Origin of the sequence: Pseudomonas sp. LjRoot277 (assembly GCF_964253845.1) — a bacterium.
In the GTDB taxonomy this organism is placed as follows: Bacteria; Pseudomonadota; Gammaproteobacteria; order Pseudomonadales; family Pseudomonadaceae; genus Aquipseudomonas.
The window spans coordinates 1,251,827-1,275,979 of sequence record NZ_CAXURI020000001.1; the positions used below are offsets into that span (position 1 = coordinate 1,251,827).

Here is a 24,153-nt window from a genome sequence, read left to right on the forward strand (position 1 = left end):
GATGTTACTGGTGTGAATCGATCAATTTAGCTCGTGCAAATGTTGCAGCACTGCACAAAAGGCTGCAAAACCGAGGGTTGCTTGCGCGTATCGCGAACCTCACGACGCGCTACAATGGCGGTTTTTACCGATCATGAGGTGTGCGCTTTGACTGCTCCAGGTGCTTTGAATTCCGCTGCTGGCTCGCTTTATGTGGTGGCGACGCCCATCGGCAACCTGGACGACATCAGCGCGCGTGCGCTGAAAATCCTGCGCGAGGTCGCCCTGATCGCCGCCGAAGACACCCGTCACTCACAGCGATTGATGCAGCATTTCGGCATTCCTACACCGCTGGCAGCTTGCCATGAACACAATGAGCGGGATGAAGGTAGCCGCTTTATCACACGCTTGCTCGCCGGCGACGATGTGGCGCTGATTTCCGATGCGGGCACGCCGTTGATTTCCGATCCGGGTTATCACCTCGTGCGTCAGGCTCGTGCTGCGGGTATCAATGTGGTGCCGGTTCCGGGCGCCTGCGCGTTGATCGCAGCGTTGTCGGCGGCGGGGTTGCCGTCGGACCGTTTCATCTTCGAAGGCTTTCTGCCGGCCAAGGCTGTCGGTCGGCGCGCTCGACTTGAACTGGTAAAAGAAGAGCCGCGCACGCTGATCTTTTATGAAGCCCCACACCGGATCCTTGAGTGCCTTCAAGACATGGAGTTGGTGTTTGGTGGTGAGCGTCCAGCGTTGCTGGCGCGCGAGCTGACCAAGACTTTCGAAACCCTTAAAGGCTTGCCGCTGGCCGAGTTGCGCGAGTTCGTCGAGTCAGACAGCAATCAGCAGCGCGGTGAGTGCGTGGTGTTGGTGGCGGGTTGGTCTGCCCCCGAGACCGAAGACGCCGTCAGCAGTGAAGCGATGCGCATTCTGAATCTGTTGCTTGAAGAAATGCCGCTCAAGCGAGCCGCGGCGTTGGCGGCGCAAATTACCGGCGAGCGCAAGAATGTGCTCTATCAGGTCGCGCTGGATAAACAGAAGGGCGAGTAAAAACCGACGTGCAGGCGTGGCCCAAGGCGTTTAGCGCTTGTCCTTCGGCCGCTCTGCCGTTAATCTTCGCGGCGGAGAGTCGATCGGACAGTCGCTGCCCTCTATGAAAATTAGGGGGGGGAGGAAAGTCCGGGCTCCATAGGGCGAAGTGCCAGGTAATGCCTGGGAGGCGTGAGCCTACGGAAAGTGCCACAGAAAATAACCGCCTAAGCGCTTCGGCGCCGGTAAGGGTGAAAAGGTGCGGTAAGAGCGCACCGCACGTCTGGCAACAGTTCGTGGCTAGGTAAACCCCACTTGGAGCAAGACCAAATAGGGTCCCAAGGCGTGGCCCGCGCTGGGACCGGGTAGGTTGCTAAAGATGTCCAGTGATGGCCATCGTAGACGAATGACTGTTCAAGACAGAACCCGGCTTACAGATCGACTCTCCACCTTTTTCCCCTCCCTGCTTTAATCATTGAGCAGGGCGCCTGTAGTAGCAATTTCCCTCCTTACAGAATCAACAGCAGAAGCACTTTCGTAATACCAAAAAAATCTTACTCTTAACAAACTACTTTAACTTTCGAGCGCAGCCTTCAGTGCTGGTTCAAGTTATTGAGCAGGATGACACGTCAGATTCTCGCTACCCCTCCTTTTGCGCTCCTAAATCTCAGTTCTGTAAGGCTTTTCCTTTAATCCGCGCCTTGACGGTGCGGTGGCCGCATTCCTATAGTGTGCGCAAGTGGCGGAAAGTGGCATGAAGTGGGTTTTTTGAGCTCAAAACGCTAATATTTGGAGAAGCGCTGACGTGTTTCGCGGAGCTAACGCTATCAGTCTCGACGCAAAGGGCCGTCTCGCTATGCCGAGCCGGTACCGTGACGAGCTCGTTTCGCGTAGTTCCGGTCAGTTAATCGTCACAATTGATGCCGTTGATCCGTGTTTGTGTGTTTACCCCCTCGATGAGTGGGAAATTATTGAAACCAAACTGCGCGCACTGCCTTCGCTTCGCGAAGAGAACCGCCGCCTGCAACGTTTACTGATTGGTAATGCCGTCGACCTCGAGCTCGATGGCAGTGGTCGTTTTCTGGTTCCGCCGCGTCTTCGTGAATATGCCAGGTTGGATAAGCGCGCGATGTTGGTAGGCCAACTGAACAAGTTCCAATTGTGGGACGAGGATGCCTGGGATGCGGTTTCTGCCGCAGACCTGGCTGCTATTCAACAACCGGGCTCTATGCCTGATGAACTGCGTGATTTGATCCTGTGACTATTGATAGCGGCTTTAACCACATCACCGTACTGCTTGACGAAGCCGTGGAGGCTCTCGCCGTACGCCCTGATGGCTGCTATCTGGACGGTACGTTCGGGCGCGGCGGGCACAGCCGGTTGATCCTCAGCCAGCTCGGTCCCGAGGGTCGGGTACTCGGATTCGATAAAGATCCTCAAGCGATTGCCACCGGGCAAACGCTAGCGGCCGAAGACGGCCGCTTTGTCGTTGTGCAGCGCAGCTTTGCCGAGCTCGGTTCGGAAGTCGCCGAACGTGGCCTGGACGGCAAGGTCAGCGGCGTTTTGCTCGACCTCGGCGTGTCCTCGCCGCAGCTCGACGATCCTGAGCGCGGCTTCAGTTTCCTCAATGATGGCCCGCTGGACATGCGCATGGATCCGTCCCGCGGGATCAGCGCTGCCGAATTCGTCAACACCGCCCCGGTGGAAGAAATCGCCCGGGTGTTCAAGCAATACGGCGAAGAACGTTTCTCCGGCCGCATGGCCCGTGCCGTGGCCGAGCGTCGTGACATCAAGCCGTTCGAGCGCACTGCCGATCTGGCTGAAGTCCTGAAAGTCGCCAACCCGGCATGGGAAAAGGGCAAAAACCCGGCGACCCGTGCGTTCCAGGGCTTGCGTATTCACGTCAACAACGAACTGGGTGATCTGGAAGCCGGCCTCGAAGCCGCGCTGGAATGCCTGGAAGTCGGCGGCCGTCTGGTGGTCATCAGCTTCCACTCGCTGGAAGACCGCATCGTCAAACTGTTCATGCGCAAACTGGTGAAAGGCGAAGCCGACAATCTGCCGCGTAACCTGCCGGTACGTCACGTCGCCTTCGAACCAATAATCAAAATCCATGGCAAAGCGCAGTCCGCCTCCGAGGCCGAACTCAAAGCCAACCCACGTTCCCGTAGCGCCGTCATGCGCGTCGCGGAGAAGCTGCGGTGAGCAAGCTTTTCGCCAAGCCACTTCCCGGCGGAAGCTTTTTCATGTTTCTGCTGTTTATTGGCGTGCTCGTGTCGGCCATCGGCGTTTCCTACAGCGCCCACTGGAACCGTCAACTGCTGAATTCGCTGTACAACGAGTTGAGCGTGCGCGACAAGGCGCAAGCGGAGTGGGGCCGCTTGATTCTCGAACAGAGCACCTGGACCGCCCACAGCCGTATCGAAGTCCTGGCGACCGAGCAACTGAAGATGCGCATTCCTGGCGCCGCTGAAGTGCAGATGGTGGCGCCATGATGAAACTCGAGGGCGCACTCTTTCCATGGCGGTTCCGCCTGGTGGTGGGTTTGCTCGGCGTCATGGTCGCGGCGATTGCCTGGCGCATTATCGATCTGCAAGTAGTCGACCGTGCCTTTCTAAAAGGTCAGGGCGATGCGCGCAGCGTTCGTCATATCCCGATTCCGGCTCACCGTGGTCTGATCACTGACCGTAACGGCGAGCCTTTGGCCGTGAGTACCCCAGTCACCACCCTTTGGGCCAATGCCAAGGAAATGCAAACGGCCAAAGAAAAGTGGCCTGCACTGGCGGCTGCCTTGGGGCAGGACCCGAAAGCCCTGGCCGAACGTCTCGAGGCCCAGGCCAACAAAGAATTCATTTATCTGGTGCGCGGGCTGACCCCCGAGCAGGGCCAGTCTGTGCTCGATCTGAAAGTGCCGGGCGTTTATGGTATCGAAGAATTCCGGCGTTTCTACCCGGCCGGTGAAGTCACGGCCCATATGGTCGGTTTTACCGACATCGATGACCACGGTCGTGAAGGCGTCGAGCTGGCCTACGACGAATGGCTGGCCGGGGTCCCCGGCAAGCGGCAGGTGATCAAGGATCGGCGTGGCCGACTTATCAAGGATGTTCAGGTCACCAAAAACGCCAAGGCCGGAAAGCCCTTGGCGTTGTCCATTGACCTGCGTCTGCAATACCTGGCCAACCGTGAATTGCGTAACGCGATCATCGAGAACGGCGCCAAGGCCGGCAGTCTGGTGATCATGGACGTGAAGAGCGGCGAGATCCTCGCCATGGTCAACCAGCCGACCTACAACCCGAACAACCGCCGCAACCTGCAACCGGCGATGATGCGTAACCGCGCGATGATCGACGTGTTCGAACCGGGTTCGACGATGAAAGCGATCTCGATGAGCGCCGCGATTGAAACCGGGCGCTGGAAGCCGACCGATACCGTCGAGGTGTACCCGGGCACCTTGCAGATTGGTAAATACACCATCAAGGACGTCTCCAAGAGCGAAGGGCCGGTGCTCGACCTGACTGGCATCCTGATCAACTCCAGTAACGTCGGCATGAGTAAGGTCGCGTTCGATATCGGCGGTGAAACGATTTTCCGTCTGGCGCAAAAAGTCGGCCTCGGCCAGGACACCGGCCTGGGCTTCCCGGGCGAGCGCGTCGGCAACCTGCCGAACTACCGCGAATGGCGCAAGGCTGAAACTGCCACGCTGTCCTACGGCTACGGTATTTCCGTGACCGCGATCCAGTTGGTCCACGCCTTCTCGGCCCTGGCCAACAATGGTCGCCTCGCGCCGCTGACCCTGATCAAAACCGACAAGGCGCCGCAAACCACACAGGTATTGCCGGAAGCTGTCGCGAAAACCATGCAAACCATGCTGCAACAAGTGATCGAAGCCCCGCGCGGTGTATTCCGTGCGCAAGTGCCGGCGTATCACGTGGGCGGCAAGTCGGGTACCGCGCGTAAAACGTCGGTCGGCACCAAAGGCTACGCCGAGAATTCCTACCGCTCGCTGTTCGCCGGCTTCGGCCCGATGAACGATCCGCGCTACGCCATCGTGGTGGTGATCGACGAACCGACCAAGGCCGGTTACTTCGGTGGTCTGGTATCGGCCCCGGTGTTCAGCAAAGTGATGTCCGGGACCTTGCGTCTGATGAACATCACCCCGGACAACCTGCCACCCACTCAACAAGCGAACGCAACACCAGTCGTTCCGCTGAAAGCCAATGGAGGGCGCGGCTGATGTCTCTGAGTCTGAACAAGATTTTCGCCCACGCCGGCCGCGATCTGTTGATCCGCGAACTGACCCTGGACAGCCGCAACGTGCGGGCTGGCGATCTGTTTCTCGCCGTCCCTGGCGGCAAATTCGACGGTCGCGCGCACATTGCCGATGCCCTGCAACGCGGTGCTGCCGCTGTGGCGTATGAAGTCGAAGGCGCGACCGTATTGCCGATTACCGATGTTCCACTGATTCCGGTCAAAGGCCTGGCGGCGCAGCTGTCGGACATCGCCGGGCGTTTTTACGGTGACCCTAGTCGTCACCTGAACCTGATCGGCGTGACCGGCACTAACGGCAAAACCAGCGTGACGCAGTTGGTTGCGCAAGCATTGGACTTGCTCGGCCAGCACTGCGGCATCGTCGGCACGTTGGGCACCGGTTTTTACGGCGCGCTCGAAAGCGGCTTGCACACCACGCCGAACCCGATCGCCGTGCAAGCGACCCTCGCCGACCTGAAAAAGGCGGGTGCCAAAGCCGTCGCCATGGAAGTTTCTTCCCACGGTCTGGATCAGGGGCGCGTGACCGCACTGGCGTTCGATGTGGCGGTGATGACCAACCTGTCCCGCGATCACCTGGATTACCACGGCACCATGCAAGCCTACGGCGAAGCCAAGGCCAAGCTGTTTGCCTGGAACGATTTGAAGTGCCGGGTGGTTAACCTCGACGACGAATTCGGCCGCCAACTGGCAGCTGATAAACGCGAGTCGCGCCTGATCACCTACAGCCTGGAAGACTCCAGTGCCTACCTTTATTGCCGCGAAGCGCAGTTCGATGACGAAGGCGTGCGCGCCACGTTGGTCACGCCGCAGGGTGAGCATCATCTGCGTAGCACCTTGCTCGGTCGTTTCAACCTGAGCAACGTGCTGGCCGCGGTCGGCGCCTTGCTCGGTCTGGACTACGCACTGGACGAAATACTCAACGTGCTGCCGAAACTCGAAGGCCCGGCTGGACGCATGCAGCGCCTCGGCGGCGGTACTCAGCCGCTGGTCGTGGTCGATTACGCCCACACGCCGGATGCGCTGGAAAAAGTCTTGATGGCCCTGCGTCCTCACGCCAAAGGCCGTTTGCTGTGCCTGTTCGGTTGCGGTGGTGATCGCGATCGCGGCAAGCGTCCGTTGATGGCTGAAGTGGTCGAGCGTCTGGCTGACGGCGTGCTGGTGACCGATGACAACCCGCGCACCGAAGACCCGGCAGTGATTTTCGACGACATCCGCGCCGGTTTTACCGCTGTGGATAAAGTCACCTTCGTCGCTGGCCGTGGCCAGGCGATTGCGCAATTGATCGCCAGCGCTTCGGCGGATGACGTGATTGTCCTGGCCGGTAAAGGTCACGAGGACTATCAGGAAATCAACGGCCAGCGTCACGCGTTCTCCGATCTGGTCGAGGCCGATCACGCCTTGACCGCGTGGGAGGTGGCCCATGCTTAAAGCCTTGAAACTGAGCGAACTGACCGGCGCGCTGAATGCCCGCCTGGTCACTGCCGATGTCAGCTTCGACGGCGTCAGCATCGACAGCCGCGCGATCAAACCAGGCCAGCTCTTTATCGCCCTGACCGGCCCGCGCTTCGATGGTCATGACTATCTCAATGACGTCGCCGCAAAAGGCGCCGTTGCAGCGCTGGTCGAACGCGAAGTCGCCGACAGCGCACTGCCGCAATTGCTGGTGAAAGATACCCGTCAGGCGCTGGGGCAACTCGGCGCGTTGAACCGTGCGGCTTACACCCATCCCGTTGCGGCCATCACCGGTTCCAGCGGCAAGACCACGGTCAAGGAAATGCTCGCCAGCATCCTGCGCACGCGCGGTCCGGTGTTGGCGACCCGTGGCAACCTGAACAATGACCTCGGCGTTCCGCTGACCCTGCTCGAGCTCGCACCGGAACATACCGCTGCGGTGATCGAACTGGGTGCTTCGCGTCTCGGCGAAATCGCCTACACCGTCGGCATGACCAAGCCTCATGTGGCCGTGCTCAACAACGCCGGGACCGCCCACGTCGGCGAGTTCGGCGGGCCGGAAAAAATCGTTGAAGCCAAGGGCGAGATTATTGAAGGGCTCGATGCCGATGGCGTCGCCGTTCTCAATCTTGACGACAAAGCGTTCGACATCTGGAAGACCCGCGCTGCCGGTCGCAAAGTGCTGACCTTCGCCCTGAGCAATGTCAGTGCCGATTTCTACGGCAGCGATCTGGACCGCGACGCTCGCGGTTGCCCGGCGTTCAACCTGCACACTCCTGACGGTATGGAGCGCGTTCAACTGAACCTGCTCGGCACCCATAACGTCGCCAATGCCATGGCCGCCGCCGCCGCTGCCCACGCGCTGGGCGTGTCGCTGTTCGGCATCGCCACCGGCCTCGGCTCGGTGCAGCCGGTCAAGGGCCGCACCGTCGCGCAACTGGCCACCAATGGCATGCGCGTAATCGATGACACATACAACGCGAACCCCACCTCCATGTGCGCCGCCGTTGATATACTCGCCGGCTTTTCCGGCCGCACCGTTCTGGTGCTCGGAGATATCGGCGAGTTGGGCGATTGGGCGGAGCAGGGGCACCGCGATGTGGGCGAGTACGCCCGCGGCAAGGTTTCCGCGCTTTACGCTGTCGGGCCAATGATGGCTCACGCCGTGAACGCTTTCGGTCCACAGGCCTATCACTTCAGCACTCAGGCTGAACTGATCAAGGCCCTCGGCGCCGAGCAAGACACAAACACCACCATTTTGATCAAGGGCTCGCGCAGCGCTGCGATGGAAAACATCGTCGCCGCTTTGTGCGGGACCAGCCTGGAGAAACATTAATGCTGCTGCTGCTAGCGGAGTATCTGCAACAGTTCTACAAAGGCTTCGCGGTCTTTCAGTACCTGACCCTGCGCGGGATTCTCGGTGTGCTGACCGCGCTGGTTTTGTCGCTGTGCTATGGCCCGTGGATGATCCGCACTTTACAGAACCGTCAGATCGGTCAATCCGTTCGTAACGACGGTCCACAATCGCACCTGTCCAAGTCCGGCACCCCGACCATGGGTGGTGCGCTGATTCTGTCATCCATCGGCGTCAGCACGTTGCTTTGGGCTGACCTGACCAACCGTTATGTCTGGACTGTGTTGCTGGTGACTTTGCTGTTCGGCGCCATCGGCTGGGTCGACGACTACCGCAAAGTGATCGAGAAGAACTCCCGTGGCTTGCCGAGCCGCTGGAAGTACTTCTGGCAATCGGTGTTCGGCCTGGGCGCGGCGATCTTCCTTTATATGACCGCAGCGACGCCGGTGGAAACCACCCTGATCCTGCCGATGCTCAAGGACCACAGCATTCCGCTGGGCATAGGTTTCATTGTCCTGACTTACTTCGTGATTGTCGGGTCGAGCAACGCGGTCAACCTGACCGACGGCCTCGACGGTCTGGCGATCATGCCTACCGTAATGGTCGGCGGCGGGTTGGGGATCTTCTGCTACCTGTCGGGTAACGTGAAATTCGCTGAATACCTGCTGATCCCGTATGTACCGGGCGCAGGCGAGTTGATCGTTTTCTGCGGCGCCTTGATCGGCGCGGGCCTCGGGTTCCTCTGGTTCAACACGTATCCGGCTCAGGTGTTCATGGGCGACGTCGGCGCATTGGCGCTGGGCGCGGCACTGGGCACCATCGCGGTGATCGTCCGTCAGGAAATCGTCCTGTTCATCATGGGCGGCGTGTTCGTGATGGAGACCCTGTCAGTCGTCATTCAGGTCGCGTCCTTTAAGCTCACCGGTCGCCGTGTGTTCCGCATGGCACCGATTCACCACCACTTTGAACTCAAGGGCTGGCCCGAGCCACGCGTGATCGTCCGTTTCTGGATCATCACCGTGATTCTCGTGCTGGTTGGCCTTGCCACCCTGAAGCTGAGGTAGAACGAGTGTCTCTGATCGCTTCTGACCACTTCCGCATCGTTGTCGGCCTCGGCAAGAGCGGCATGTCCCTGGTTCGCTTCCTGGCGAACCGGGGCACGTCGTTTGCTGTCGCCGATACGCGGGAAAATCCACCGGAACTGGCCACGCTCAAGCGTGACTATCCGCACGTGGAAGTGCGTTGTGGCGAGCTGGACGTCGAATTCCTGTGCCGCGCCGACGAGCTCTACGTGAGCCCCGGCCTGGCGCTGGCGACCCCGGCCCTGCAGGCTGCCGCCGCCCGTGGCGTGAAATTGTCCGGCGACATCGAGCTGTTCGCGCGTAACGCGAAGGCGCCGATTGTCGCTATCAGCGGTTCCAACGCGAAAAGCACCGTCACCACACTGGTTGGCGAAATGGCAGCAGCGGCCGGCAAGCGTGTCGCCGTTGGTGGCAACCTCGGTACGCCGGCGCTGGACCTGCTCAGCGACGACGTCGAGCTGTACGTGATGGAACTGTCGAGCTTCCAGCTCGAAACCACCGATCAGCTCAACGCCGAAGTGGCGACCGTGCTCAACGTCAGCGAAGACCACATGGACCGCTACAGCGGTCTGCCGGCTTATCACCTGGCCAAGCACCGGATCTTCCGGGGTGCCAAGCAGTTTGTGGTCAACCGTCAGGATGCCCTCAGCCGTCCGCTGATAGGCGAAGGTCAGCCATGCTGGACCTTCGGTTTGAGCAAGCCCGATTTCAAGGCCTTTGGTATCCGCGAAGAAGACGGCGAGAAGTACCTGGCCTTCGAATTCCAGAACCTGATGCCGGTGCGCGAGTTGAAAATTCGCGGCGCCCACAACCAGTCCAACGCCCTGGCGGCATTGGCCCTGGGCCACGCCGTCGGCCTGCCGTTCGACGCCATGCTCTCGAGCCTGCGCACCTTCGCCGGACTTGAGCATCGCTGCCAGTGGGTCCGCGACCTGAATGGCGTGAGCTACTACAACGATTCCAAAGCCACCAACGTCGGCGCCGCACTGGCTGCCATCGAAGGCCTGGGCGCGGACATCGACGGCAAGCTCGTGCTGATCGCCGGTGGCGACGGCAAGGGTGCCGAGTTCAAGGACCTGCGTGATCCGGTGGCGTCCAACTGCCGCGCCGTGGTGCTGATGGGCCGTGACTCCGAGCTGATCGCTCAGGCCATCGGCGATGCCGTGCCACTGATTCGCGTCAACTCGCTGATCGAAGCGGTCGAGCAATGCCGCGCCATCGCAGAGACGGGCGACGCCGTGTTGTTGTCGCCTGCGTGCGCCAGTTTCGACATGTTCAAGAATTACGAAGACCGTGGTCACCAGTTCGTCCGCGCCGTGGAGGATCTGGCATGAGCCTGATGAACATCATCAAGCCCTATCCGTCGCCGATCATCACCGGGCGCGGCATCGACCTCGACTTCCCGATGCTCGCCGGCTGCCTGGCATTGATCGGCCTCGGGCTGGTCATGATTGCATCGGCATCGACCGAAGTGGCGGCTGTGCAGTCGGGCAGCGCCCTGTACTACATGATTCGCCACCTTATCTACGTTGTGCTGGGCCTGGGTGCCTGCATCGTCACCATGATGATTCCGATCGCCACCTGGCAACGCCTGGGCTGGCTGATGCTGATCGGTGCGTTCGGTCTGCTGGTGATGGTGATCATCCCGGGGATCGGCCGTGAAGTGAACGGTTCGATGCGCTGGATCGGCTTCAGTTTCTTCAACGTTCAGCCGTCGGAAATTGCCAAGGTATTTGTCGTTATTTACCTTGCCGGTTACCTGGTGCGTCGCCAGAAAGAAGTGCGTGAAAGCTGGATGGGCTTCTTCAAGCCGTTCATCGTTCTGCTGCCAATGGCGGGTCTGTTGCTGATGGAGCCGGACTTCGGTGCCACCGTCGTGATGATGGGGGCTGCTGCGGCGATGCTGTTCCTCGGCGGGGTCGGGCTGTTCCGTTTTTCCTTGATGGTTGTCCTGGCGGTCGCGGCGGTGGTGTTGTTGATTCAAGTGCAGCCGTATCGAATGGCGCGCCTGACCAACTTCGCGGATCCGTGGGCCGACCAGTTCGGTGCCGGCTATCAGTTGTCTCAAGCGTTGATCGCGTTTGGTCGCGGCGAATGGCTGGGCGTTGGCCTGGGCAACAGCGTGCAGAAACAGTTCTACCTGCCGGAAGCCCACACCGACTTCGTGTTCTCGGTCCTGGCCGAAGAGCTGGGTGCCGTGGGTTCTTTGTGCACGGTGGCGCTGTTCGTCTTTGTCTGTATTCGTGGCATGTACATCGGTTATTGGGCCGAGAAGGCCAAGCAATTTTTCGCCGCCTACATCGCGTACGGCTTGTCGTTCCTGTGGATTGGTCAGTTCCTGATCAACATCGGGGTGAACGTCGGTCTGCTGCCAACTAAAGGTCTGACTCTGCCGTTCCTCAGTTACGGCGGTAGCTCGTTGGTGATCTGCTGTGCCTGTCTCGGCTTGTTGCTGCGCATCGAATGGGAAAGTCGAACCCACTTGGGCAGCGAAGAGATGGAGTTCCATGAAAGCGACTTCGCCGAGGAGCCGACCCATGGGCGCTAACGTATTGATCATGGCGGGCGGCACCGGTGGTCACGTGTTTCCGGCGCTGGCGTGTGCCCGCGAATTCCAGGCCCGTGGTTACACCGTGCATTGGCTCGGGACACCGCGTGGCATCGAGAACGATCTGGTCCCGGTGGCCGGCATCGAACTGCATCGAATCAATGCCAGTGGTCTGCGTGGCAAGGGCAAGCTGTCCCTGCTCAAGGCGCCGTTCATGTTGCTCAAGTCGATCTGGCAGGCGCGGACGATCATTCGTCAGCTGCGGCCGGTGTGTGTCGTCGGCTTTGGTGGTTATGTGACCGGTCCTGGTGGCGTTGCAGCCAAACTGGCCGGCGTGCCGGTGATCGTTCATGAACAGAACGCCGTGGCCGGTACCGCCAATCGGTTGCTGGTGCCGTTGGCCGCCCGAGTCTGTGAAGCGTTCCCCGACACCTTTACCCTGTCGGGCAGCCGTCGGACCACCGGTAACCCGGTGCGCACCGAGCTGTTCCTCGACACACCGCGGCAGGCTCTGGCCGGTCGCAAGGCGCGTTTGCTGATCCTGGGCGGAAGCCTGGGCGCAGAACCGTTGAACAAGTTGCTGCCTGAAGCCCTGTCGCAAGTCGCCCCCGACCTGCGCCCGGAAGTGTTTCATCAGGCCGGCAAAAACCACGATGAAGTGACTGCAGAGCGCTACCGCGCGGCTGGCGTCGAGGCGCAAGTGCAGCCTTTCATCAAAGACATGGCCCAAGCCTATGGCTGGGCCGACCTGGTGGTGTGCCGCGCAGGCGCGTTGACCATCAGTGAACTGGCCGCCGCCGGTCTGCCCTCGATGCTGGTGCCTTTGCCCCACGCGATCGACGATCACCAGACCCGCAACGCCGATTATTTGGCCCGTGAAGGCGCTGCCTTCCTGATGCCGCAAAGAACGACTGGCGCAGCGGATCTTGCCGCACGCCTGACAGAGGTCCTGATGCAACCACAACGACTGACCGACATGGCTACCGCGGCACGCCGCCTGGCCAAACCCGATGCAACCCGTAACGTGGTCGATACCTGCCTGGAGGTGGCCCATGGTTGAGAATCAGAAAGCCATGCCGCAACCGGAAATGCGCCGCATCCGTCGCATCCACTTCGTCGGAATCGGCGGCGTGGGCATGTGCGGTATCGCCGAAGTGTTGTTGAACCTGGGCTATGAAGTGTCCGGTTCCGACCTGAAAGCTTCGCCGGTGACCGAGCGTCTCGAGTCCTTCGGTGCCCAGATCTTTATCGGCCACCGTGCCGAGAACGCCGCGACCGCCGATGTGCTGGTCACCTCCAGTGCCGTGAACACCTCCAACCCGGAAGTCGCCACCGCCCTGGAACGCCGCATTCCGGTGGTGCCTCGCGCTGAAATGCTGGCTGAGCTGATGCGCTACCGCCACGGCATCGCCGTCGCCGGTACCCATGGCAAAACCACCACCACCAGCCTGATCGCTTCGGTGTTTGCCGCCGGTGGGCTCGACCCGACTTTCGTCATCGGTGGCCGTCTGAATGCCGCGGGCACCAATGCCCAGCTCGGCACCAGCCGTTACCTGATCGCCGAAGCTGACGAAAGCGATGCGAGCTTCCTGCACTTGCAGCCGCTGGTGGCCGTGGTCACCAACATCGACGCCGACCACATGGCGACCTACGACGGTGACTTCAACAAACTGAAGAAAACCTTCGTCGAGTTCCTGCACAACCTGCCGTTCTACGGTCTGGCCGTGGTGTGCCTGGACGATCCGGTGGTGCGTGAAATTCTGCCGCAGGTGAAACGTCCGACGGTCACTTACGGCTTCGGCGACGACTGCGACGTGCGCGCAATCAATGTGCGTCAGCAGGGCATGCAGACCTTCTTCACCGTGCTGCGTCCTGATCGCGATCCGCTGGATGTCTCGGTGAACATGCCGGGCAACCACAACGTGTTGAACGCACTGGCAACCATCTGCATCGCCACCGATGAAGGTGTCAGCGATGAAGCCATCGTCCAGGGCCTGTCCGGGTTCCAGGGTGTCGGCCGACGCTTCCAGGTCTACGGCGAACTGCCAGTAGAAGGTGGCAGCGTGATGCTGGTCGACGACTACGGTCACCACCCGACCGAAGTCGCCGCGGTGATCAAAGCCGTGCGCGGTGGCTGGCCGGAACGCCGTCTGGTGATGGTCTACCAGCCGCACCGTTACAGCCGCACCCGCGACCTGTACGACGATTTCGTCAATGTATTGGCCGATGCCAACGTCCTGCTGCTGATGGAAGTCTACCCGGCCGGTGAAGAACCGATCCCTGGGGCCGACAGCCGCAAGCTGTGCAACAGCATCCGTCAGCGCGGTCAGCTCGACCCGATCTACATCGAGCGCGGTGTTGACCTCGCGCCGGTGGTCAAGCCGCTGCTGCGTGCTGGCGACATCCTGCTGTGCCAGGGCGCCGGTGACATCGGTGGTCTCGCACCGAAACTGTTGAAAAGTCCGTTGTTCGCAGGCGCCGTTGCTGCGCCGAGTGTGGGGAAGTTGAAATGACTGCTGCTTACGCCAACCTCGTCTCCACTATTGCGCCGAAAGATTTCGGCCGCGTCGCCGTGCTCTTCGGCGGCAAGAGTGCCGAGCGTGAGGTTTCTCTCAAGTCGGGTAACGCGGTTCTCGACGCGCTGCTAAGCGCCGGTGTGGACGCGTTTGGTCTCGACGTGGGCGATGACCTTTTGCAGCGTCTGCTGAACGAAAAAATCGATCGCGCCTTCATCATTCTCCACGGTCGTGGCGGTGAAGACGGCAGCATGCAGGGCCTGCTGGAGTGCCTGGGTATTCCGTACACCGGCAGCGGCATCCTTGCTTCCGCGCTGGCCATGGACAAGCTGCGGACCAAACAGGTCTGGCACAGCCTCGGTATTCCGACGCCACGCCATGCCGTGCTGAGCTGCGAGGCCGATTGTATTTCGGCGGTGACGGAACTGGGCTTCCCTTTGATCGTCAAACCGGCCCATGAAGGTTCAAGTATCGGGATGGCCAAAGTGACCTCCGCGTCGGAGTTGATCGACGCGTGGAAAGCGGCCAGTACCTACGATTCGCAAGTGTTGGTCGAGCAATGGATTCAAGGTCCGGAGTTCACCATCGCCACCCTGCGTGACCAGGTGTTGCCACCGATCGCCCTGGGCACGACGCACAGTTTCTACGACTACGACGCCAAGTACGTGGCTTCCGATACTCAGTACCGGATTCCGTGTGGCCTGGATAGCAGCAAAGAAAAAGAACTGATGGACCTCACGGCGAAAGCCTGTGAGGCGCTGGGTATCGCCGGTTGGGGCAGGGCTGACGTGATGCAGGACGCCGACGGGCAGTTCTGGTTCCTGGAAGTCAATACCGCACCGGGCATGACCGATCACAGCCTGGTGCCGATGGCGGCTCGTGCTGCCGGTCTGGATTTCCAGCAACTGGTTCTGGCGATTCTGGCCGCAAGTATCGAGCCGCGAGGTTAAGAGCATGCAAGGCGCACAGCTGAGACATCAGCCCTCCGCACCACCCGGCCGCAAGCCGGTACCGCGGGGTGCCAGCCGAATGGTGGCCAAAGAGCCGATGTCTGCGCGCCTGCCGAAAGCCAATTTTGGTTTTCTGAAAAGCCTGTTCTGGCCGGTGCTGCTGGTCGCGCTGGGTTTCGGTACTTACGAAGGCGCGCAGCGTTTGTTGCCGTACGCCGACCGGCCGATCACCAAGATCAACGTGCAGGGCGATTTGAGTTACATCAGCCAGCAAGCGGTGCAGCAGCGGATCGCCCCGTACGTGGCGTCGAGCTTCTTCACCATCGATCTTGCGAGCATGCGTACCGAGCTTGAAACGATGCCATGGATTGCCCACGCCGAAGTGCGTCGGGTGTGGCCGGATCAAGTGGTGATCCGCCTGGAAGAACAACTGCCGGTGGCCCGTTGGGGCGATGAGTCGCTGTTGAACAACCAGGGGCAGGCGTTCACCCCGCGTGAGCTGGCGAATTACGAACACTTGCCACAGCTGTTCGGCCCACAACGGGCCCAACAGCAAGTGATGCAGCAATACCAGGTGCTGAGCCAGATGCTCAGGCCGTTGGGCTTCTCGATTGCACGGCTGGAGTTGCGTGATCGAGGCAGCTGGTTCCTGACCACCGGCGCCGGTAGCGCGGGCCCGGGAATCGAACTGTTGCTGGGACGCGGCAACCTGCTGGAAAAGATGCGCCGCTTCATTGCCATCTATGACAAGACGCTTAAAGAACAGATTACGAACATTGCGCGCATCGATCTGCGCTACGCCAACGGCCTCGCTGTTGGCTGGCGGGAACCTGTAGCGCCCACGACAGCCCAACCCGCTGTCGCGAAGAATTAAGAAGAGGCAGGACCATGGCAAACGTGCAAAGCGGCAAAATGATCGTCGGTCTCGATATCGGCACCTCCAAGGTGGTGGCGCTGGTCGGCGAGGTCTCGGACGACGGCACGCTGGAAATCGTCGGGATCGGTACCCATCCGTCCCGTGGCCTGAAGAAAGGCGTGGTGGTGAACATCGAGTCCACCGTGCAATCGATCCAGCGCGCGATCGAAGAGGCGCAGCTGATGGCTGGTTGCCGCATTCACTCGGCGTTCGTCGGCGTGGCCGGCAATCACATCCGCAGCCTGAACTCCCACGGCATCGTGGCGATTCGTGATCGCGAAGTCAGCTCCGCCGACCTCGAGCGCGTACTCGACGCCGCCCAGGCCGTGGCAATCCCGGCTGACCAGCGCGTTCTGCACACCCTGCCGCAGGATTACGTGATCGATAACCAGGAAGGTGTTCGTGAGCCTCTGGGCATGTCGGGCGTACGTCTGGAAGCCAAGGTTCACGTGGTCACCTGCGCCGTCAACGCCGCACAGAACATTGAAAAATGCGTGCGTCGCTGCGGCCTGGAAATCGACGACATCATTCTCGAGCAGCTTGCTTCCGCGTATTCGGTCCTGACCGACGACGAGAAAGAGCTGGGCGTGTGCCTGGTGGACATCGGTGGCGGCACCACCGACATCGCGATCTTCACCGAAGGCGCGATCCGTCACACCGCGGTGATCCCGATTGCGGGCGATCAGGTAACCAACGACATCGCCATGGCGTTGCGCACCCCGACCCAGTACGCCGAAGAAATCAAGATTCGCTACGCCTGCGCCCTGGCCAAACTGGCTGGTGCCGGTGAAACCATCAAGGTTCCAAGCGTTGGCGACCGTCCACCGCGCGAGCTGTCCCGCCAGGCCCTGGCCGAAGTGGTCGAGCCGCGTTACGACGAGCTGTTCACGCTGATCCAGGCCGAACTGCGTCGCAGTGGCTACGAAGACCTGATCCCGGCCGGCATCGTGCTGACCGGTGGTACGTCGAAGATGGAAGGCGCGGTGGAACTTGCCGAAGAAATCTTCCACATGCCGGTCCGCCTGGGCGTGCCGCATGGCGTCAAGGGCCTGGACGATGTGGTTCGTAACCCGATTTATTCCACTGGCGTTGGCCTGTTGATGTACGGCCTGCAGAAGCAGTCCGACGGGATTTCGTTCTCGGGCATCAGCAGCCGTGACAGCTACAGCAATGAAGAACCGAAAGCCGCCTTGCTCGATCGCATCAAGAGCTGGGTACAAGGCAACTTCTAAAGATTTACCGCAGCACCGTTGTAGATACAGGCAGTAGGCGAAAAAACTAGAGAAATGAAAGGAGAGGGAAAATGTTTGAACTCGTAGACAACATCCCCGCAAGCCCGGTTATTAAAGTTATCGGTGTTGGCGGAGGCGGCGGCAACGCCGTCAATCACATGGTCAAGAGCAACATTGAAGGCGTTGAATTCATCTGCGCCAACACTGATGCCCAAGCGCTGAAAAGCATCGGCGCGCGGACCATCCTGCAACTGGGTACCGGCGTGACCAAAGGTCTTGGCGCTGGCGCCAACCCTGAAGTAGGTCGTCAGGCCGCTCTCGAAGATCGTGAGCGCATTGCCGAAGTCCTGCAGGGCACCAATATGGTGTTCATCACCACCGGCATGGGCGGTGGTACCGGTACCGGTGCTGCGCCGATCATTGCTGAAGTGGCCAAGGAAATGGGGATTCTCACCGTTGCGGTGGTGACTCGTCCGTTCCCGTTCGAAGGCCGCAAGCGCATGCAGATCGCCGACGAAGGTATCCGTCTGCTGTCTGAAAGCGTCGACTCGTTGATCACCATTCCCAACGAGAAGCTGCTGACCATCCTTGGCAAGGACGCAAGCCTGCTGTCCGCATTCGCCAAGGCCGACGATGTACTGGCCGGTGCCGTTCGCGGTATCTCCGACATCATCAAGCGTCCGGGCATGATCAACGTCGACTTTGCCGACGTACGCACCGTGATGAGCGAAATGGGCATGGCGATGATGGGCACTGGCTGCGCCAGCGGTCCGAACCGTGCACGTGAGGCTACTGAAGCGGCCATTCGCAACCCGTTGCTGGAAGACGTGAACCTGCAAGGTGCACGCGGCATCCTGGTGAACATCACCGCCGGTCCTGACCTGTCCCTGGGTGAGTACTCCGACGTGGGTAGCATCATCGAAGCCTTTGCTTCCGAACACGCAATGGTCAAGGTCGGTACCGTTATCGATCCGGACATGCGCGACGAACTGCACGTGACCGTGGTTGCCACAGGTTTAGGCGCGAAAATCGAGAAGCCTGTAAAGGTCATCGACAACACCATGCACACGTCCGTGGCATCGCAGCCGCAACAGCAAGCGCCTTCGCGTCAGGAAGCGCCTGCGGTAAACTACCGTGACCTGGACCGTCCGACCGTCATGCGCAACCAGGCTCAGGCCGGTGCTGCGACTGCCGCGAAGATGAATCCGCAAGATGATCTGGACTACCTGGACATCCCGGCTTTCCTGCGTCGTCAGGCCGATTAATGGAATGTATCAGGGCTATGAAGGTGATTGGTGTTCAGCAAAGGTCTGGTCTGCTATCATCGCCAGCCTTTGTTGATACCAGTTCGCAATTTGCGCTGAAGCGGCCCAAGCCATGATTAAACAACGCACACTGAAAAATATTATCCGTGCTACAGGTGTAGGCCTGCACTCCGGGGAGAAGGTATACCTGACCCTCAAGCCCGCACCTATCGACACCGGCATTGTGTTTGTTCGTGCCGATCTCGACCCTGTGGTGCAGATTCCTGCCCGCGCGGAAAACGTTGGTGAAACCACGATGTCGACCACATTGGTCAGTGGTGACACCAAAGTTGATACGGTGGAGCACTTGCTCTCGGCCATGGCTGGCCTGGGCATCGATAACGCCTACGTCGAGCTCTCCGCGTCTGAAGTTCCGATCATGGATGGTAGCGCTGGACCTTTCGTATTCCTGATCCAATCGGCCGGCCTGGAAGAACAGGACGCCGCCAAGAAGTTCATCCGGATCCTGCGGGAAGTGACAGTGGAAGACGGCGACAAGCGCGCCACTTTCGTCCCTTTCGAAGGTTTCAAAGTGAGCTTCGAGATCGATTTCGATCACCCGGTTTTCCGTGACCGCACACAAAGTGCAAGCGTGGATTTTTCCAGCACTTCGTTTGTAAAAGAAGTCAGCCGCGCCCGTACCTTTGGTTTCATGAGTGATATCGAGTACCTGCGCAAGCACAATCTCGCACTCGGCGGCAGCGTTGAAAACGCTATTGTGGTCGACGCGGATGGTGTACTGAACGAAGACGGCCTTCGCTATGAAGACGAATTCGTGAAGCACAAGATCCTCGATGCAATTGGTGACCTCTACCTGCTGGGCAATAGCCTGATTGGTGAGTTCAAGGGCTTCAAGTCCGGACATGCATTGAACAACCAGCTGCTGCGCAAGTTGATTGAGCAGACAGATGCTTGGGAAGTCGTGACTTTCGAAGACGCCAGCACTGCACCGATCTCTTACATGCGTCCCGTTGCGGCCGTGTAAGTAAAAAACCTCTCTAGTTTTTTAAAGGCTACCTTCGGGTGGCCTTTTTTTATGCCTGCGGGAAAGGCCTCAATCCGCAGCGACCACCCGATTACGCCCACTTTCCTTGGCCTGATACAGCGCCTTGTCCGCTGCAAACAATAGCTGTTCCAGACTGATCTCAGCGGAGGTGGTCCAGGTACTGATACCGATACTGACAGTAATCGGCGACTCGGCACCTGCAACCAGCGGCAATTGCTCCACTGTCGCTCGGATGTGTTCGGCAATCTGTTGCGCACCCTGGCTGTCGGTTTCCGCGAGAATCACCGAAAACTCCTCACCGCCGTAACGGGCGACCAGATCGGCTGGTCGCCTTACATTGTCGGAGGTCACCTTGGCCAACGAGCGCAAGGCATCATCGCCAGCCTGATGCCCATGACGATCGTTGAACGCCTTGAAGTGGTCGGCATCAATCATCAACAGCGACAATGGCTGGCCGGAACGTTGAGCGCGAAACCACTCATGACGCAGGACCTGATCCAGCGTTCGGCGGTTGGCCAGGCCGGTCAAGGCATCGGTGGCCGCCAGTTGCGCCAGTTCCTGTTCGGCATTGTGGCGAAGGCGCAATTCCCGGCTGAGCAGCCAAGTCAGCCAGAGCAAGCTGATGCACAGCGCAATAGTCGCAACGCTAACCACCACTGCAGTGCGCTTCCACGAGGCAAATACTTCATCACTGGACAGTGCAACGATGACGATCAACGGCAAGTTGCCCACCTTGGAGAACGTGTACAGGCGTTTGTCCTTATAGCGGCTTGAATCACCGGTGAAGCTGCCGTTGCCTTCTTTGACGATGCGCTGAAAGTTGGGACGGTTGCTGAAGTCCTTGCCAATCAGCTCTTCGGCCAGGCGGGGTTCCTGGGCCAGAAGAATCCCGTCCGAGCTGATCAGGTTGACCGAGCTGTCACGCCCGATGCTCAAACTGTTGAACAGCTGATCGAAATAACTCAAGCGCATGGCGGCTTCGGCCACACCGAGGAATTCGCCCTGTGAGCCGCTGACCCGGCGACTGAAGCTGATTCGCCATTCATGTTCAGCCTGCCTGGAACGGAAGGGGCGGCTGATGAGCATGCCCGGATCACGATTGGTCACGTGTGACTGAAAGTACTCGCGGTCAGCGAAATTGCCCTTTCTAGGCTCCACCGAGGCCGAGTCGGCGATCACGTCGCCCTTGTTGTCCAGCAACAAAATGTCGCCCTTGTACGGCGCGGCAGTGGCACGGTCAAACAAGGCCAGATGGCGGATGGCAGGGGAAACGTTCTTGAGGTCTTCACGCTGCGAGGCTGCGATCAAGCCTTGCAAGGACAGGTCATAGAGTTCGACGTTGCGTAACACGTCTGCGTCGATCAGTTGCACGATATTGGTTGCTGCGCGAGTGGCAGATTGTTCAGCATTGGCGCGTTCGCGAATGAGCAGGAACGCCACGATGCTCAATATCGCAATCACCAGCAGCAAACTGCCAAGAACCAGAAGCCGCTCCGATCGCGTCGACCGGATCGGATGGTGAGATGTTGGACTGCTCACACTCATGGTTCTGACTTCTGCTAATGAGGCGTTATGAAAGTGTTTTGCAAGACTCAGGCAGAATCCCAGAAACCGTTTGCGTTCGGAGCGCCTGTATAAATCCCGGATAAAAAAAAGGCCAGCAAAACATGCTGGCCTTTTGCTTATTGAAGCTTAGAAGACATTGAGCGGGTAGTCGACGATCACCCGGTGTTCATCAGTGTCCTGATCCAGCGCGTCGTAGCCGTTGCCTCCACGGTTGGACGCCCATTGCAGGCGCAGCGCCAGGTTTTTGGCCTTGCCGCCCTGAACCACATACTTGAGATCGATGTCGCGTTCCCAGTGCCTGGCGTTTTTGCCATCAGCGTGAGCAGCAGGCGCCACCGTTGCAGCGATTGCAATGAATAACGGGCTGAATCCAAGAGGGAAACGCACTAGCGGTAAAGCGCCTTGGGTCAACTAAGAGCCTCGTTGTTTTGAGACTCCGGATGTTTCTTGTTAGGGAAGACGAACTGAAACTGTTTAAAACCACAACGAAAAAAAGCCGCTGATAGCAGCGGCTTTGAAGACAACTTTTCAATGGGAAGAGCCGATGAAAAGTGTCGAGGGAAACAGAGTGATACTTGGCAATCAGCTGTCTTTCTCAACCCGTGACCGGGCTTGAGTGGTCGACGCTTGAGGGGTTTGCGCAGCTTCCTGAGCCTTGGCCGTCATTTCGTTCTGATATTGTTCGAATGCAGCAGCGCGTGCGGAATTTTGCGCGACGAACGTCTGCGACTCTTCAGCGATGGCGAACGGAGACAGAAACAAAGAGGACAAAACGAAAGCGCTGGCAATACCCATAGTGTTGGACATCTTTAAAACCTTCTTGCTTGGCAAGTGCTGTTTGGTGCGGCAAAGATAAGGGGCGTGGGCGAGGGGAAAAAGAGCGGGTTGCAGAAAGGACTGTTACGCAAAGAGCAAAGATCGTCAGACCGGGAGGTGGATACCGAAGGTATTCATACCGTGATCACTGCGCACAAACACATCCCCGCCATGCATCAGCGCAATCGCCTTGACGATCGCCAACCCCAACCCATGGTTGTTGCCACTGTTGCTGCGCGACGCATCGACCCGATAAAAACGCTCAAACAATCGCGGCAAATGCTCGCTGGCAATTGGCGATCCAGGGTTCGCAACCCCGATGCTCACCTGATGCTCCTCAACTTCGATCCGCACCTCAATCACTTGCCCAGGCTCGGTGTGCTGCACCGCATTGCTTAGCAGATTAATCAAGGCCCGGCGCAGATGAGCGATCTCGATCCGCACCTGCGCGTCACCACTGACCTGCACCTGAACCTGCGCGTCTTCAAGAATGAAATCCAGGTACTCCAGCGTCGTCGCCACTTCATCGGCCAGCGAGGTGGAGGTCAGTTTGGTAGCTTTGCTGCCCTGATCCGCGCTGGCGAGGAACAGCATGTCGTTGATGATCGAGCGCAGTCGCTCAAGCTCTTCAAGGTTCGATTGCAGCACTTCAAAATAGTGTTCGGCGGATCGCCCGCGAGTCAGCGCAACTTGGGTCTGGCCGATCAGGTTGGTCAGCGGCGAGCGCAGTTCATGGGCCACGTCCGCGTTGAACGACTCAAGGCGCGAATAAGCCTGTTCGACCCGCTCCAGTGTCGAATTGAACGAGTTGACGAACTGATTCAGTTCCGGCGGCAGCGGCGACAATTGCAGGCGGCCGGACAACAACGGCGGTGCCAGCCGCTGGGCTTCCTGGGACAACTTGATCAGCGGCTTGAGGCCGATTCGTGCCACCCAGTAACCGAGGGCCGACGCCAGCAACACGCCGATGATTGCCAGGCTGATCAGGGCAATCAGCAGATGATGTTGAGTCTGCAGAAACGTCTCGGTGTCGATGCCGATCATGAAGCGCAACGGCGGGCGTTGATCTTTGGCCGGGAACTGACTGACCAGCACTTTCAGCGGATATGGCTGATCCGGCAGATTCAAGTCGCGCATGCCCAGCGGGCCTTCGGCAAAGGCGCGGATCTGCGGCGTCAGGTTGCCGTATTCGTAGTGCGGATCACCGCTGATAATCCAGAAACTGATGCGCTTGTCTTCTTCACCGAGCAGCTTGAGCTTGTTGTTGATCTTCACCCAGTGTTCGGGTGTGCCATAACGGCCGACCGTGGATTCGAGCACGCTGTAGCGCGCGTCCAGTTCAGCCTCGGGCAACAAACCCAAGCCTTTATCGACCTGCTGGTACAACGCCCAGCCGATCAACAAAAACACCAAAAGCGCCACCAGCGTGAACATCCCGCTGAGGCGCAGGGCAATCGAGTTACTGGACACCACGGCTCTCCAGCACATAACCCATGCCACGAATCGTGTGCAGCAGTTTCTCGTCGAACGGCCCGTCGAGCTTCGCTCGCAAGCGTTTGATCGCGACTTCGACGACGTTGGCGTCGCTGTCGAAATTGATGTCCCAGACCATTTCGGCGATGGCGGTTTTCGAAAGAATTTCACCCTGGCGGCGGGCCAGTACGCTCAGCAGCGAGAACTCCTTGGCGGTCAGGTCCAGGCGCGTGCCGGCGCGGGTGGCTTTGCGGCTGATCAAATCTATCCACAGGTCGGCGACGCTCACCTGCACCGGTTCATGACCGCCGCTGCGACGGGTTAGCGCTTGCAGGCGCGCCACCAGTTCGAGAAAGGAAAACGGTTTGCCGAGGTAATCGTCGGCACCGTCGCGCAGGCCTTTGATGCGATCTTCCACACGCTCGCGGGCGGTGAGCATGATCACCGGGGTTTGCTTGCGCGCACGCAACGCGCGCAGTACGCCGAAGCCGTCGAGGCCCGGCAGCATGACGTCGAGGACGATCACCGCGTAGTCGCTTTCCAGCGCCAGGTGCAGGCCTTCAACGCCGTCGCGCGCCAGGTCCACGGTGTAACCCTGTTCCGTCAGGCCGCGGTGCAGATAATCCGCGGTTTTTTCTTCGTCTTCGATAATCAGAACGCGCATGACCCC

General features: G+C 59.6%; 21 protein-coding genes, 1 other RNA gene and 1 pseudogene. 18 read left to right on the forward strand and 5 right to left on the reverse strand.

Translation table 11 applies throughout. The features are described 5' to 3' along the window. Positions 1-114: 114 nt before the first annotated feature. The 18 genes from rsmI (at position 115) to lpxC (ending at position 19,607) form a co-directional block, all read left to right on the forward strand. The gene (gene rsmI / locus ACSQ87_RS05945) at positions 115-1,020 is read left to right on the forward strand and encodes a 16S rRNA (cytidine(1402)-2'-O)-methyltransferase (RefSeq protein ID WP_223429668.1); all 906 of its coding nucleotides are present in this window, start codon (positions 115-117) and stop codon (positions 1,018-1,020) included. A 75-nt stretch (positions 1,021-1,095) separates the two neighbouring features. Next, positions 1,096-1,449, forward strand: an RNA gene (gene rnpB / locus ACSQ87_RS05950) — RNase P RNA component class A. Positions 1,450-1,804: 355 nt separating this feature from the next. Beyond that, positions 1,805-2,260 (forward strand): division/cell wall cluster transcriptional repressor MraZ, encoded by a 456-nt coding sequence (mraZ, locus tag ACSQ87_RS05955; protein ID WP_064675969.1) that lies wholly within the window; start codon positions 1,805-1,807, stop codon positions 2,258-2,260. Next, a complete protein-coding gene (gene rsmH / locus ACSQ87_RS05960; protein WP_411741480.1) occupies positions 2,257-3,204 on the forward strand; it encodes a 16S rRNA (cytosine(1402)-N(4))-methyltransferase RsmH in 948 nt (315 codons plus the stop codon). Before mraZ ends, rsmH begins: the two co-directional genes overlap by 4 nt. Beyond that, positions 3,201-3,494: a cell division protein FtsL gene (gene ftsL, locus ACSQ87_RS05965; protein ID WP_033053422.1), complete on the forward strand. Its 294-nt coding sequence runs from the start codon at positions 3,201-3,203 to the stop codon at positions 3,492-3,494. Before rsmH ends, ftsL begins: the two co-directional genes overlap by 4 nt. Next, the gene (locus tag ACSQ87_RS05970; protein WP_191623629.1) at positions 3,494-5,233 is read left to right on the forward strand and encodes a peptidoglycan D,D-transpeptidase FtsI family protein; all 1,740 of its coding nucleotides are present in this window, start codon (positions 3,494-3,496) and stop codon (positions 5,231-5,233) included. Before ftsL ends, ACSQ87_RS05970 begins: the two co-directional genes overlap by 1 nt. Continuing rightward, positions 5,233-6,696, forward strand: a complete 1,464-nt coding sequence (locus ACSQ87_RS05975; protein WP_436273528.1) for a UDP-N-acetylmuramoyl-L-alanyl-D-glutamate--2,6-diaminopimelate ligase — start codon at positions 5,233-5,235, stop codon at positions 6,694-6,696. Before ACSQ87_RS05970 ends, ACSQ87_RS05975 begins: the two co-directional genes overlap by 1 nt. After that, positions 6,689-8,056: a UDP-N-acetylmuramoyl-tripeptide--D-alanyl-D-alanine ligase gene (locus tag ACSQ87_RS05980; RefSeq protein ID WP_436273529.1), complete on the forward strand. Its 1,368-nt coding sequence runs from the start codon at positions 6,689-6,691 to the stop codon at positions 8,054-8,056. The genes ACSQ87_RS05975 and ACSQ87_RS05980 overlap by 8 nt, the downstream gene beginning before the upstream one ends. After that, positions 8,056-9,138 carry a phospho-N-acetylmuramoyl-pentapeptide-transferase gene (mraY, locus tag ACSQ87_RS05985; RefSeq protein ID WP_223429671.1) on the forward strand — a complete coding sequence of 361 codons (1,083 nt, stop codon included), beginning with the start codon at positions 8,056-8,058 and terminating at the stop codon, positions 9,136-9,138. The genes ACSQ87_RS05980 and mraY overlap by 1 nt, the downstream gene beginning before the upstream one ends. 5 nt (positions 9,139-9,143) lie before the next feature. After that, the gene (murD, locus tag ACSQ87_RS05990; RefSeq protein ID WP_436273530.1) at positions 9,144-10,490 is read left to right on the forward strand and encodes a UDP-N-acetylmuramoyl-L-alanine--D-glutamate ligase; all 1,347 of its coding nucleotides are present in this window, start codon (positions 9,144-9,146) and stop codon (positions 10,488-10,490) included. Next, positions 10,487-11,704, forward strand: coding sequence for a putative lipid II flippase FtsW (gene ftsW, locus ACSQ87_RS05995; RefSeq protein WP_008147508.1), 1,218 nt, complete (start codon positions 10,487-10,489; stop codon positions 11,702-11,704). The genes murD and ftsW overlap by 4 nt, the downstream gene beginning before the upstream one ends. After that, positions 11,694-12,764: an undecaprenyldiphospho-muramoylpentapeptide beta-N-acetylglucosaminyltransferase gene (murG, locus tag ACSQ87_RS06000; RefSeq protein WP_223429673.1), complete on the forward strand. Its 1,071-nt coding sequence runs from the start codon at positions 11,694-11,696 to the stop codon at positions 12,762-12,764. Before ftsW ends, murG begins: the two co-directional genes overlap by 11 nt. Further along, positions 12,757-14,217 carry a UDP-N-acetylmuramate--L-alanine ligase gene (murC, locus tag ACSQ87_RS06005; protein ID WP_436273531.1) on the forward strand — a complete coding sequence of 487 codons (1,461 nt, stop codon included), beginning with the start codon at positions 12,757-12,759 and terminating at the stop codon, positions 14,215-14,217. Before murG ends, murC begins: the two co-directional genes overlap by 8 nt. Next, complete coding sequence (locus ACSQ87_RS06010) at positions 14,214-15,170, forward strand: D-alanine--D-alanine ligase (protein ID WP_436273532.1); 957 nt, start codon at positions 14,214-14,216, stop codon at positions 15,168-15,170. Before murC ends, ACSQ87_RS06010 begins: the two co-directional genes overlap by 4 nt. Before the next feature lie 4 nt (positions 15,171-15,174). Continuing rightward, positions 15,175-16,044: a cell division protein FtsQ/DivIB gene (locus ACSQ87_RS06015; RefSeq protein WP_008147517.1), complete on the forward strand. Its 870-nt coding sequence runs from the start codon at positions 15,175-15,177 to the stop codon at positions 16,042-16,044. A 14-nt stretch (positions 16,045-16,058) separates the two neighbouring features. Continuing rightward, positions 16,059-17,318 carry a cell division protein FtsA gene (gene ftsA / locus ACSQ87_RS06020; protein ID WP_008147519.1) on the forward strand — a complete coding sequence of 420 codons (1,260 nt, stop codon included), beginning with the start codon at positions 16,059-16,061 and terminating at the stop codon, positions 17,316-17,318. Between the two features lie 71 nt (positions 17,319-17,389). Beyond that, a complete protein-coding gene (ftsZ, locus tag ACSQ87_RS06025; RefSeq protein WP_033061342.1) occupies positions 17,390-18,583 on the forward strand; it encodes a cell division protein FtsZ in 1,194 nt (397 codons plus the stop codon). 112 nt (positions 18,584-18,695) lie between these two features. After that, complete coding sequence (gene lpxC / locus ACSQ87_RS06030) at positions 18,696-19,607, forward strand: UDP-3-O-acyl-N-acetylglucosamine deacetylase (protein WP_095130494.1); 912 nt, start codon at positions 18,696-18,698, stop codon at positions 19,605-19,607. 69 nt (positions 19,608-19,676) lie between these two features. Here lpxC and ACSQ87_RS06035 read toward each other — a convergent pair whose 3' ends face one another. The 5 genes and pseudogenes from ACSQ87_RS06035 to ACSQ87_RS06055 form a co-directional block, all read right to left on the reverse strand. After that, positions 19,677-21,173, reverse strand: coding sequence for a diguanylate cyclase (locus tag ACSQ87_RS06035; RefSeq protein ID WP_436273533.1), 1,497 nt, complete (start codon positions 21,171-21,173; stop codon positions 19,677-19,679). A gap of 147 nt (positions 21,174-21,320) precedes the next feature. Continuing rightward, positions 21,321-21,512 (reverse strand): annotated as a pseudogene (locus tag ACSQ87_RS06040) (OprD family outer membrane porin); the annotation flags it as partial. A 264-nt stretch (positions 21,513-21,776) separates the two neighbouring features. Further along, positions 21,777-22,001, reverse strand: coding sequence for a hypothetical protein (locus ACSQ87_RS06045; protein ID WP_223429676.1), 225 nt, complete (start codon positions 21,999-22,001; stop codon positions 21,777-21,779). A gap of 114 nt (positions 22,002-22,115) precedes the next feature. Then, a complete protein-coding gene (locus tag ACSQ87_RS06050; protein WP_403144741.1) occupies positions 22,116-23,480 on the reverse strand; it encodes a heavy metal sensor histidine kinase in 1,365 nt (454 codons plus the stop codon). Continuing rightward, complete coding sequence (locus ACSQ87_RS06055; RefSeq protein WP_123535689.1) at positions 23,470-24,147, reverse strand: heavy metal response regulator transcription factor; 678 nt, start codon at positions 24,145-24,147, stop codon at positions 23,470-23,472. Before ACSQ87_RS06055 ends, ACSQ87_RS06050 begins: the two co-directional genes overlap by 11 nt. Positions 24,148-24,153: the final 6 nt, after the last annotated feature.

Coding starts and splice junctions, on each gene's coding strand:
- rsmI (WP_223429668.1), top strand. CDS start 115: ATGGCGGTTTTTACCGATCATGAGGTGTGCGCTTTGACTGCTCCAGGT.
- ACSQ87_RS05970 (WP_191623629.1), top strand. CDS start 3,494: ATGAAACTCGAGGGCGCACTCTTTCCATGGCGGTTCCGCCTGGTGGTG.
- ACSQ87_RS05975 (WP_436273528.1), top strand. CDS start 5,233: ATGTCTCTGAGTCTGAACAAGATTTTCGCCCACGCCGGCCGCGATCTG.
- ACSQ87_RS05980 (WP_436273529.1), top strand. CDS start 6,689: ATGCTTAAAGCCTTGAAACTGAGCGAACTGACCGGCGCGCTGAATGCC.
- mraY (WP_223429671.1), top strand. CDS start 8,056: ATGCTGCTGCTGCTAGCGGAGTATCTGCAACAGTTCTACAAAGGCTTC.
- ftsW (WP_008147508.1), top strand. CDS start 10,487: ATGAGCCTGATGAACATCATCAAGCCCTATCCGTCGCCGATCATCACC.
- murG (WP_223429673.1), top strand. CDS start 11,694: ATGGGCGCTAACGTATTGATCATGGCGGGCGGCACCGGTGGTCACGTG.
- murC (WP_436273531.1), top strand. CDS start 12,757: ATGGTTGAGAATCAGAAAGCCATGCCGCAACCGGAAATGCGCCGCATC.
- ACSQ87_RS06010 (WP_436273532.1), top strand. CDS start 14,214: ATGACTGCTGCTTACGCCAACCTCGTCTCCACTATTGCGCCGAAAGAT.
- ACSQ87_RS06015 (WP_008147517.1), top strand. CDS start 15,175: ATGCAAGGCGCACAGCTGAGACATCAGCCCTCCGCACCACCCGGCCGC.
- ftsA (WP_008147519.1), top strand. CDS start 16,059: ATGGCAAACGTGCAAAGCGGCAAAATGATCGTCGGTCTCGATATCGGC.
- ftsZ (WP_033061342.1), top strand. CDS start 17,390: ATGTTTGAACTCGTAGACAACATCCCCGCAAGCCCGGTTATTAAAGTT.
- lpxC (WP_095130494.1), top strand. CDS start 18,696: ATGATTAAACAACGCACACTGAAAAATATTATCCGTGCTACAGGTGTA.
- ACSQ87_RS06035 (WP_436273533.1), bottom strand. CDS start 21,173: ATGAGTGTGAGCAGTCCAACATCTCACCATCCGATCCGGTCGACGCGA.
- ACSQ87_RS06045 (WP_223429676.1), bottom strand. CDS start 22,001: ATGTCCAACACTATGGGTATTGCCAGCGCTTTCGTTTTGTCCTCTTTG.
- ACSQ87_RS06055 (WP_123535689.1), bottom strand. CDS start 24,147: ATGCGCGTTCTGATTATCGAAGACGAAGAAAAAACCGCGGATTATCTG.